Annotated in this window: 6 protein-coding genes; all 6 read left to right on the plus strand. The window is 36.0% G+C overall.

What is annotated here, in order from left to right; all coding sequences use genetic code 11:
- The first annotated feature begins 136 nt into the window (after nucleotides 1-136).
- The 6 genes from Q8907_07445 to Q8907_07470 all read left to right on the plus strand — a co-directional run bounded on the left by Q8907_07445 (nucleotide 137) and on the right by Q8907_07470 (nucleotide 10,837).
- Nucleotides 137-3,229, plus strand: a complete 3,093-nt coding sequence (locus tag Q8907_07445) for a TonB-dependent receptor (GenBank protein ID MDP4274096.1) — start codon at nucleotides 137-139, stop codon at nucleotides 3,227-3,229.
- A gap of 20 nt (nucleotides 3,230-3,249) precedes the next feature.
- Complete coding sequence (locus Q8907_07450) at nucleotides 3,250-4,743, plus strand: RagB/SusD family nutrient uptake outer membrane protein (GenBank protein MDP4274097.1); 1,494 nt, start codon at nucleotides 3,250-3,252, stop codon at nucleotides 4,741-4,743.
- Between the two features lie 34 nt (nucleotides 4,744-4,777).
- Nucleotides 4,778-5,671: a hypothetical protein gene (locus tag Q8907_07455; GenBank protein MDP4274098.1), complete on the plus strand. Its 894-nt coding sequence runs from the start codon at nucleotides 4,778-4,780 to the stop codon at nucleotides 5,669-5,671.
- Between the two features lie 386 nt (nucleotides 5,672-6,057).
- Nucleotides 6,058-7,446: a glycoside hydrolase family 30 beta sandwich domain-containing protein gene (locus Q8907_07460; GenBank protein ID MDP4274099.1), complete on the plus strand. Its 1,389-nt coding sequence runs from the start codon at nucleotides 6,058-6,060 to the stop codon at nucleotides 7,444-7,446.
- Nucleotides 7,447-7,461: 15 nt separating this feature from the next.
- Complete coding sequence (locus tag Q8907_07465) at nucleotides 7,462-9,021, plus strand: carboxylesterase family protein (protein ID MDP4274100.1); 1,560 nt, start codon at nucleotides 7,462-7,464, stop codon at nucleotides 9,019-9,021.
- A gap of 145 nt (nucleotides 9,022-9,166) precedes the next feature.
- Nucleotides 9,167-10,837 carry a DUF5060 domain-containing protein gene (locus Q8907_07470; protein ID MDP4274101.1) on the plus strand — a complete coding sequence of 557 codons (1,671 nt, stop codon included), beginning with the start codon at nucleotides 9,167-9,169 and terminating at the stop codon, nucleotides 10,835-10,837.
- Nucleotides 10,838-11,108: the final 271 nt, after the last annotated feature.

Consider the following 11,108-nt stretch of genomic DNA (forward strand, 5'->3'; position numbering starts at 1 on the left):
AATTTAAAATTCAATCGACAAATTTTAATATTAAATATTGTCAAAAAAGTATTAATAAGTGATAAGCAAATCCACTAATATTGTTTTACAATTTGGAGCTGTTTATAAATTATTATTAATTTAAATTTTACTAATTATGGAAAAATCTCTACGCACTTTTTTTATGTGCATTATTTTTCTGTTGGTAAGTGTTTCTGTGACATTTTCACAACAAAGAATAGTAAAGGGCACGGTTAAAGATGAAAAAGGTGCAACATTAACTGGCGTAACTGTTTTGGTTAAGGGTACGACAGTGGGTACTCAGACAGGGCTGGATGGCGAATATACTATTGCCGTTCCAGCAGAAAATTCAACTTTGGTATTCTCCTTTTTAGGTTATTCTACACAAGAATTAACTGCTAATTCAGCAACAATTGACGTTATAATGAAGGAACGTGCGAGTGTTTTGAATGAAGTTGTGGTTATTGGCTATGGAACCCTAAAAAAGAGCGATTTAACAGGGTCTATTTCCCAAATAAAAGCAAGTGATTTAAATCAAAAGCCTGTCAGTTCTGTAGACAATTTGCTTATTGGACGTTCAGCAGGTGTACAAGTTCTGTCCTCCAATGGGGAGCCTGGTTCTTCAACTACAATCCGAATTAGAGGAAATAATTCCTTAACCGGGAGTAATAGCCCTTTATATGTTGTAGATGGGGTACCTTTAGGTGATGCAGGTAATTTAATACAGGTAAATCCTAATGATATTGAATCCTTGGATGTACTAAAAGATGCCTCGGCCACTGCCATTTATGGGTCAAAAGCCGCAAATGGGGTAATTATGGTTACCACTAAAAAAGGAAAAATCAATCAATCCGTAATTGAAGTAAATGCTTCGGTAAGCCTTGCTGCACTTCCCAAACCTTTAGACATTATTTCTGATCCTTATCTTTATGCCCAATTGGACAACGAAGCAAATGATAATGCAAATGCAATTGCCTCTAAATTTGGAACGGCTACTTATACTAAATATTATGATGGAGCAAACCATTATGGAACTTATTATCCTTCTCTTTGGGAAATACAAAGTGGAGCATGGAAATACAAAACCTACTGGCCCGATTTGATATATCGTACAGGGAAAACTCAAGATTACTCCGTTGCTGCACGAGGAGGTTCTGATAAAACTCAATATTCTGTATCTCTTGGCTATATGAATTCTGATGGTATTGTAATTGGCAATAATTATGAAAAGTACACAGGGAGTTTCAAGTTAAATCAAAATTTACGTAAAAACCTGTCGGTTGGCGTCGATGCAAAGTTGGCGGTTACAAACAACAAGCATTCAGGTGCAGCTGGTAGTGAAGGCCGTTCCCCTGTTTTCCCAGCTGTCGATTCTTTAGGAAATTATGTTAGCGTAGGTTTGCAAGATTATTATAATCCGCTTGCTAATGTTGCAAAAATTCTGAATAAATCAAATTCTTTCGATATTATCGCAACGGGTTATGCCGACTGGCAAATTATAGATGGCTTAACACTTCATTCAAACTTAAGTCTTAAATCTGGCAGATCTAAATCCGATTATTACGAACCTACAGATTATGGGACAACAGGAGTGCTCTTTAGTGGTTATGCCAGTCAGAATTTATACAATGATATGAATATCGTAAACGATAATTACTTAACCTATAAAAAAACTTATGCAGAAAAACATAATTTGAATTTCACTTTAGGAACATCTTATGAATATTATATTCAGAACAATGAAAAACTTGAAGGCGAAGGATTTCCCAATGATGCTTTAACAGATGAAAATTTTGCGGCAGCAACTACCAAGGTAATAAATAATGGTGTGACCCCTCAATTTACGTCTGTTTTAAATTCATATTTTGGTCGTGCTATATATAACTATGCCGATAAGTATTTGGTGACATTAACGTTAAGGGCTGATGGTTCTTCGAAGTTTGGTCCTAACAACAAATGGGGATATTTCCCATCCGGAGCTGTAGCATGGAATGTTGACAAGGAATCTTTTTTCCCGAAAACTCGTGTTATTTCTGGGCTTAAAATCAGGGCCAGTTATGGTGTAACAGGGAATCAGAATATTCCAGCTTATTCCACCATGGATCAATTGGGAACTGGTTCCTATTGGAACGGCACTTCATGGGTAAGTGGATATGGGCCAGGACTTCTGGACTATGGCGATGCTCAATCAAGAAAATATTATAAAGGATTCGCCAACAAGGATTTAAAATGGGAATCCACCAGAATGTACAACTTGGGTACAGATTTTAGCCTTATGGATGAGAGAATTCATGTTACTGCTGATTATTATGACAAAAAGACTTCGGACTTGTTGTACAAGGTTTCAATAGCAACATCAACCGGATACGATACTCAATGGCAGAATGTAGCATCAACTTCTAATAAAGGATATGAATTTGCTTTAGATGCAAACATCGTCAAAACTCATGATTTCTCCTGGGATTTTGGGTTTAACATTTCACACAACAAAAATAAGGTATTAAAAGTAGCTTCTCATACTACAAGCCCTGTCCACCTGAATACTCCCTATATAGAGGCCTTGCGTGGATATGCAAATTGGGTAATGGTAGGTCAACCAATCGACGAATTTTATGGATATAAAACTACAGGTATTATCCAAACAGAAGACCAGGGTCTGGCAGCAGGACTTAGCGGTGCTATGGCCCAGCCAGGCGAAATTGCATATGTGGGTTACAACCATGGGGATACTGCTAAAACTACACTGGGAAGTCCTGAACCAAAGTTCTTTTTTGGATTGAATTCTACTGTCAGATACAAGGGGTTTGATTTGGAGATCTCTTGCAATGGAAGTTATGGCAATAAAATTGCCAATTTCCAGAGATTTAACCAGGGAAGTAGCAAATACAAGCGCTGGACACCAGATAATCCAAATAATGAATATCCAAGCCTAGTAACTGGACGTGCGGCATACTTTTGTGATTTGTTCATCGAAGATGGGTCATATTTCAAAATACAAAACATTGCGTTGGGATATACTTTTAATCTGAAAAAAGCCACTTGGATTAAAAATTTTAGACTATATGTAAATTGCGATAATATTTGGACATTCACTAAGTTCTCAGGCTACGACCCGGTAACGGGACCTGGTAGTATAGGAGATGCTTACGTAAGCGGTACTGGCGGTTTATATAATGGAGGTTACCCAAGGCCCAGAACTTTCACAAGTGGGATAAATTTCACATTCTAACGTCATAAAATTTACAAATCATGAAATTGATCAATAAAATATTAATTCTATGTTGCATTACATTTTTAGTTAATGCATGTTCACTCAAAGAAGAACCTTATGGGTTTTTAAGCACAGCTAATTTTTACAAAAATGCCAACGATGCTAATGCAGCGATCATTGACTGCTACGCTAATTTGGGAGAAGTTGGCCTGTATAGTCGTATGCTTTTCTATGCTACTTCTTATTCAAGCGGAGAATTTGATACCAAAGGAGATGGCGGATTGGATGCTCATGAGTTGGTGGATTGGTATACAGAACCAACGAATACTACTTTAGATAATATATTTAAATCCTGTTATTTAGGTATTAGCCGTGCGAATGGTGTAATAACAAATGTTCCTTCAATTGCGATGGATACTCTGGCAAGGAACCAAATCGTGGGTGAAGCTTATTTTTTACGTGCACTTCACTATTTTAATCTTGTACGTCTGTTTGGTCAGGTTCCCATGCGCACCGCTGTAGTTGGAAGCTCTTCTGAAATTTGCACCCCGAAGGCTTCTTTATCAGATCTTTATACTCTGATTGAATCAGACTTGTTAAAAGCTGAAAGATTAATGAACATTAAGTATACTGATGGTCGAGCCAATCCAGTTGCAGCTCAGGCCTTGCTTGCTAAAGTATATTTACATATGGCCTCCTCAAAAGCAAGCGGTGTTAGTGCTTACAGTTTTGTAACTAATGCCGATACTTATTACGCAAAAGCGGCCACCTATGCAGCAAAGGTTTTAGATCCTTCGCAAACCACTTATACATTCTGGACTGGTGACCTGAGACGACTTTGGAGTATTGCTAACGAAAAGGGAAATGAATTTATTTTCAGCATAGCAATGGATAAGAGTGGAACCTCGGAAGGCCAGTTCTCAAAGGCACAAAAAAATTGGACTCCTTACATCAACGGAGGATTAATCACCCTGGGTCCAAATTATACTGCTTCTATTACTGATGGTTGGAATCAATGCATAACGAACACTACATTCTATAATTCTTTTTCCGCTTCCGACAAACGAAGAAATGCTTGGATTTGTAATTCGGTTAAAGATAATACCGGTAAAGTGTATTCATACCCAGGTAATCTTGCTTTCCCCTTTCCTATTAAATTAGCTGATACTACCGCAACATCGGACGTACAGGGCCATTATATTCCGGTATTGCGCTATTCGGATATTGCACTTGTCTATGCCGAAGCTGCTGGACCCACTACTGCCGGATATTCTTGGATAAACAAGATTCGAGGCCGGGCTGGATTGCCTGATTTAACTCCCGGTTTAGGAGTTGCTGCATTTAGAGATTCTGTGGTACGCGAACGTTCCTTTGAATTGTGTTTTGAAATGAACCGCCTTTATGATTTAAGAAGGACCAATACGGTTAAGTCGGTTTTAGAAGGTATTTATGGCAAAAAAATTGATAGCCATGCAGACTTTTATGATATTCCTCAAAGTGAGGTTGATGGTAATCCCTGCTTGAACCAATAGGAAATAATTAAATAATAACTTAATATTTTTACCGATGAAAAAGAATAATCTTATTATAATACTTTTCTTGTTGGTGGTTTTTGCTTCGTGTACAAAAAATAAAGAAGATTACTACCTCAAGGATATTCAGAGCAATGAGCGTTCTATTATTGGAGCCTCGGTATCAAACCAAGTTGGATCAACTGTTATTACAAACAACGATACAGCTACTACAGTTAATCTCGTTGTTTATAATATGGATCTTTCAAAAGCTACCCCAAAATTTCTATTATCTTATGGAGCCACAATTTCACCTGCTTCGGGTAGCCCTGTAGATTTTACTAAAAATGCTAATAATTCAGCAACTTATACTGTTACTTCGCAATCCGGGAAAACGAAAAAATGGACGGTGATTTGTAAGCTTTTTGATAATCCTTATGAAGGAACATGGACAATTAAAAGTTTTACCTTTAACTGGGATGATGGAAATGGTTGGGGTAACGCTGGTTCAGCTGAGGTAGCTAAAAAATTGCCTGTCAGCGCCACTGGTCTGGACGACGTTTTGACATTTGGAGCTATTGAAGGCATGACCAGTGATGGGAGTGTTTATGGTAATTATACTCGAACAGCTGGTGCTGACGGTAGTTTTGCTTCTTATGTAAATTCTACCAGTAATAGAAATTGGGATGCTGAGTTTGGACAACTTCCTGGAGGAACTGGAAAATATTACATTGATCAGAATAATTATGTAACTGTTGTTCTCTCAACAGGGAAATCGTACGTCTCAAAAGGAAAGGTATCTTATGATGCTGCTACAAAAAACCTGAACTATGGATTGATCCCAACTGCTAAAAATACAGGTCTTATAAATTGGAACAACTATTATGGTGACTTTGACAATGCAGCATGTTGTTCAACTAAAATTTGGTATATATTACAAAAGCAATAGAATTTGAACTTAATATTCCAGGGGTTTAACAAACTCCTGGAATTTTTTTATTCCAATCGTTGTATGTGTCAAATAATCACCAATTGGTTATTTACTTTTAATAAACCTATATAATTTGTTTAAAAATTCCTCTAAAAATTTACCTTTGGCTAACAAAATTACTTTGATTATAAGGATTAAACCTTTATTAATTTCAAAAATCTAAATTGCTAACTATGATATTTCCAGAGATCGGATAAAAATAGGTGGCTTAATTTTAAAATAGAAGATATGGCATCTGAATAGCAATATATTAGCTAAAGAAACGCCAACTTTCAAGTTTAGTCGGTTGATTTTATAACATCCTACAATTTCTGCCTTTTTAATGCTTGTTTAAAAATATAAATATGAGGTTTTTAAAAACCATTTTAACCTTCGCAGGGTTGGTTTCCGGTTACAACTGTTTTTCACAAAACACGGCTGACTGTTGGCTCACCACGAATGAAAAAACCGCATTGCTGACTAAGCAAACGCCTTTGGTTTTTGGACAATCGGTTAATAATGATGAACCGACCCTTGTAGTTGACCCAAATCAAAAATATCAATCAATTGATGGTTTTGGTTTTGCTTTGACAGGTGGAAGCGCTCAGCATATAATCCACATGTCGCCGACAAAACGCAAAAAATTAATTCATGAATTATTTGCTAATGATGATAATAGTATTGGAATTAGTTATTTGCGAATAAGTATAGGTTCTTCCGATTTGAATGATCATGTATTTTCATACGATGATATTCCTGCAGGGCAAACTGATGTTAAACTTAATAAATTCAGTTTACGTGAGGATGAAAAAGATGTAATCCCGGTATTGAAAGAGATTTTAACCCTTAACCCTAAAATCAAGATATTGGCTTCGCCTTGGTCAGCGCCCATCTGGATGAAAACAAACCATAATATACAGGGAGGGAAATTAAAGGAGGAATATTATTCTGTCTATGCCAAGTACTTCGTCAAATATATTTTAGAGATGAAAAAGAAGGGTATTATAATAGATGCCATCACTGTTCAGAACGAGCCATTTAATGATGGCAATACTCCAAGTATGCAATTCTTTGCTAAAGAGGAGTTGAATTTTATAAAAAATTACATGGGCCCTGCTTTTAAATCCGCTGGAATTAAAACCAAGATTATCCTTTATGATCATAATTGTGATGCACCAGAATATCCTATTTCTATTTTAACCGATCCTGATGCCCGGAAATATATTGATGGTTCTGGTTTCCATCTTTATGCCGGACCTGTAACTGCGATGACAAAAGTACATAATGCTTTTCCGGATAAGAATCTCTATTTTACAGAAATGATGGCCGTTAGTCGGAATGATTTTAATGTTGCCAATCCAATGAATAGAATCGTGATTGGCGCCTTGCGAAATTGGAGCCGTAATGTAATATTATGGAATATTGCTGCCAATTCAAGTTATGAACCCCATACCGATAATGGTGGTTGTACGATGTGCCAGGGAGCTATTACTATTGATGGTGATAATGTGACCCGTAACCTGGCTTATTATACTATAGCACACATTTCTAAATTTGTTCCTGCAGGATCGCTTCGGATAGAGAGTAGCTTAGCTGAAGGACTTTCAAACATTGCATTTTTGTTACCTGATGGGAAAATTGTACTAATAGTGGCAAACATAAGCGGTTCTGTTCAAAATTTTAATGTATCTTATCAGGATAAAATATTTCAATCAACCATGGAGAAAGGGGCTGTTGCTACTTATGAATGGTAAAAATTTGAATGAAAAATGAAAAGAATTAAATTTTTATTATTTATTTCTGTATGTTTTATAAATGTTATAAAAGCACAGGATATAAATCATAACACGATTATTAAAATTGCCAATGGTACAATACAAGGAGAAATTGATTCCTGTGGTATACGTACATTTAAGGGAATTCCTTATGCTCAGCCTCCGGTTGGCAATTTGCGATGGAAGGAACCTCAACCTGTAAAAAATTGGAATGGTATATTTAAAGCTGATCATTTTGGTTCAAGAGCCATGCAACGCCAGGTTTGGAATGATATGATCTTCAGAAGTAAAAATAAAAGTGAAGATTGTCTTTTTTTGAATATATGGACTCCCGCAAAATCATCATTTGATAGGTTACCTGTTCTGGTTTATTTTCACGGAGGAGGTTTTATTGCCGGCGATGGATCAGAATACAGATACGATGGTGAAAGTATGGCTAAAAAAGGAATAGTTACTATTACTGTAAATTATAGGCTAGGTGTTTTTGGTTTTTTAGCTCATCCTGATTTAACTAAAGAGTCTGTACATCATTCTTCCGGCAACTATGGCTTAATGGATCAACATGCAGCATTGTTATGGGTTAAAAAAAATATAGCTGCTTTTGGTGGAGATCCTAAAAAGATTACTATTGCAGGAGAATCGGCTGGAGCTGAATCAGTTTGTGCACAAATGGCAACTCCCTTATCAAAAGGATTATTTGTAGGTGCTATCGCTGAAAGTGGATCAATGTTGGGGAATCTTCTTCCTGTTTCTTTGCATGCTGCTGAGCAAAATGGAATTCAATTTTCTAAAGCTGTTGGTGCTTTTTCTATCGAACAATTGAGAAAAATATCTGCCGATAGTTTATTGAAATTATCGGCGGCCTTTAATTTCCCTTGTACTATTGATGGTTATTTTATGCCCGAATCGCCTGATGCTATTTTTTCAACAGGCAAACAAATAGATGTGCCTTTATTGGCCGGATGGAATTCTGCTGAGGTTAATTATCATTCTCTATTAGGGAATGAAGCACCAACTTTAGCTGCATATAAAAAAGTCATAAAAAAAATTTATGGAAGCAGAGCAGATGAGATATTGCGGTTATATCATGCCACAACTGATTCTGATGTCGAGCAAGTTGCTACTGATTTAGCCTCTGATCGTTTTATAGCCTATGCTACTTGGAAGTTTATTGACCTGCATGGTAAAACCGACGGGAAACCTGTATACAGATACTGCTTTACTCATAAACGTCCAGCTATGATTAATACTCAGGTAAGTGTGGATCATTTACTAGGAGCTGTGCATGCTTCAGAAATTGAGTATGCTTTGGGTAATCTTTCTTTTAATAGAGTATATGTATGGAATTCTGATGATTTCAAGGTATCTGAAACGATGGAAAATTTCTTTGTTAATTTTATCAGGACAGGTAATCCCAATGGTGTAGGATTACCTACCTGGTTTGGTTTGCAAAGCAGCATTCCCAAAGTGATGATGATAGATGTGAAAAGTCAGTCATTTCCTGAGAAGAATCTAAACAGGTATTTATTGCTTGATAGTTTCTATAATCATTAGAAATATTCAGGAAAATCTAAAAATTGACTATTTATAAATAATAAAGTTCTTTTATTATTACTGATAACGAAATAGCTGTTGTGAGAAATATAAATTTTTTATGACAGGTTGGCTATTTCGAAAAGAACTTAAATTAAATAAAAATATGAAGAGATTTGGAATCATGATTTTTCTATTATTCCTTACCGTGCATATTATAGATGCACAAATTAAGGGAGTGACTTTTTGTAAGGGAAAAACATTTCAATATAAAAAGGCTGAATGGGATATCCGTCTTGTTGCCAATTGGGCAAATCCTTATTTACAGGAAGAAATAACGTTGGATATGTTGATTACTTCACCTACTGGCAAAAAACAGACTTTACCTTGTTATTTTGAAACAGGAATAAGTGGTAAAGAATCTGTATGGAAAGCTCGTTTTGCTCCGCAAGAAACAGGTCATTATAAATATTATTTCAGACTAAATAAATATGGGAAGACGGTTTCGGTTACAAAATTTCAGTCCTTCTATTCGAAACCTACAGACAAAAATGGTTTTATTCATCTTAAAAATAACTGGGCATTTCAGTTTGATAACGGAAAACCATTCAGAGCTATTGGTGAAAATATAGCTTGGGAATCAAGGGATTTTGATGATTCTAAATATTTCAAAAAGTTACATGAAAATCCCAAGTATAATTATAACTATATGCTTTCCTCCCTGGCCTCTAATGGAGGTAATTTTTACCGCACATGGATTTGCAGGTGGAATTTACCACTGGATTGGAAAAATGGCTTTAATAACAAGCGTTATAGAGTATCAGACGGATATTTTAATCCAAGTGCTGTTGCCCGCATGGATAGTATGATCAATCTGGCTGATTCTCTGGGCTTATATATTATGTTGACTTTTGGCCCGGGTGCTTATAGTATTAAAGATGGTGGCTTTTCGCCATCAGCTGAAGATTTTTTTGTAAATCCCAAATCGAAAACAAGGTACAAAAATAGGTTACGCTACATTGTTGCACGTTGGGGGTATAGCACCAGTGTTGCCGCCTGGGAGCTTTTTAATGAAATTGATAATGTTCAATATTCGGAAAATGGAAAAGTAATTAGTGCAGATTCTATTGTTAAATGGCATGATGAAATGAGTACTTACCTCAAACAGCAAGATCCTTATGGCCATCTGGTAACAACAAGTATTTCGCACAGGGATCTGAAGGGTTTGAATTCTTTAAGTTGCATTGATTTTAATCAAAAACATATTTATAAAAATACTTCATCTATTCCTTCTCAAATAGTAAAATACGAAAAAGATTTTGGCAAACCCTATGTGATTGGTGAATTTGGTTATGAATGGGATTGGTCGAAAAATTTTGATGAATTTGCTGAAGAAATGGATTATGACTTCAAGCGTGGGCTTTGGTATGGTCTGTTTTCTCCAACCCCTATTTTACCAATGACCTGGTGGTGGGAATTTTTTGATCATAGGAATATGACACCTTATTTGAGGTCAGTAAGAGAGATTAGTGATCAAATGCTGGATGCAGGACATGGTGATTTCCAGATTGTTCCGGTTGAGGCCAACGATGTCGAATCCTATGGACTTAAATGCGGAGATAAGTTATTTGTTTATCTTCTGAATAATAATTCGGTAATCAGTAAGTCGAACCTCTCAATAGAAGGGATAAATAAGCTCTATAAAATTTCAGGTTATATTCCCTCCAAAAGAGAATATAAAGATTTGGGTACTTCAAGCTTAACTGGTTTAACATTGAAGGACATAATCTTAAATCCTAAAAGTGAAATAGTACTTATTTTTACTCCAATACTTTAAGTTTCGCGGAAAAGTATGAATTTCAACAAGAGAATTATGCAATGGAACGGACGTTTTTCTCCTGGAAATTAGGATCCGGATTTAATTAATTGAAATGATTAACATGTTTATGCAATTAAAAAAAAGTTTTAGCCTTTTTATAATTTATATGATAACGACCACCTTGTCGTTTGGTCAATCTTCTTTGAATTTTGGGCTGACTTCTCCTCAGGATGCATCCACATTGCCAAAATCTTCTGTTGTTGCAGAGAAGTCTGTTCTAAAAAGCAAG

The sequence above is a fragment of the Bacteroidota bacterium genome, assembly GCA_030706565.1.
GTDB lineage: Bacteria > Bacteroidota > Bacteroidia > Bacteroidales > JAUZOH01 > JAUZOH01.

Bases quoted from the DNA above. Each gene is read 5' to 3' on its own strand.
- Q8907_07465 (MDP4274100.1), top strand. From the start codon at position 7,462: ATGAAAAGAATTAAATTTTTATTATTTATTTCTGTATGTTTTATAAAT.
- Q8907_07455 (MDP4274098.1), top strand. From the start codon at position 4,778: ATGAAAAAGAATAATCTTATTATAATACTTTTCTTGTTGGTGGTTTTT.
- Q8907_07450 (MDP4274097.1), top strand. From the start codon at position 3,250: ATGAAATTGATCAATAAAATATTAATTCTATGTTGCATTACATTTTTA.
- Q8907_07445 (MDP4274096.1), top strand. From the start codon at position 137: ATGGAAAAATCTCTACGCACTTTTTTTATGTGCATTATTTTTCTGTTG.
- Q8907_07470 (MDP4274101.1), top strand. From the start codon at position 9,167: ATGAAGAGATTTGGAATCATGATTTTTCTATTATTCCTTACCGTGCAT.
- Q8907_07460 (MDP4274099.1), top strand. From the start codon at position 6,058: ATGAGGTTTTTAAAAACCATTTTAACCTTCGCAGGGTTGGTTTCCGGT.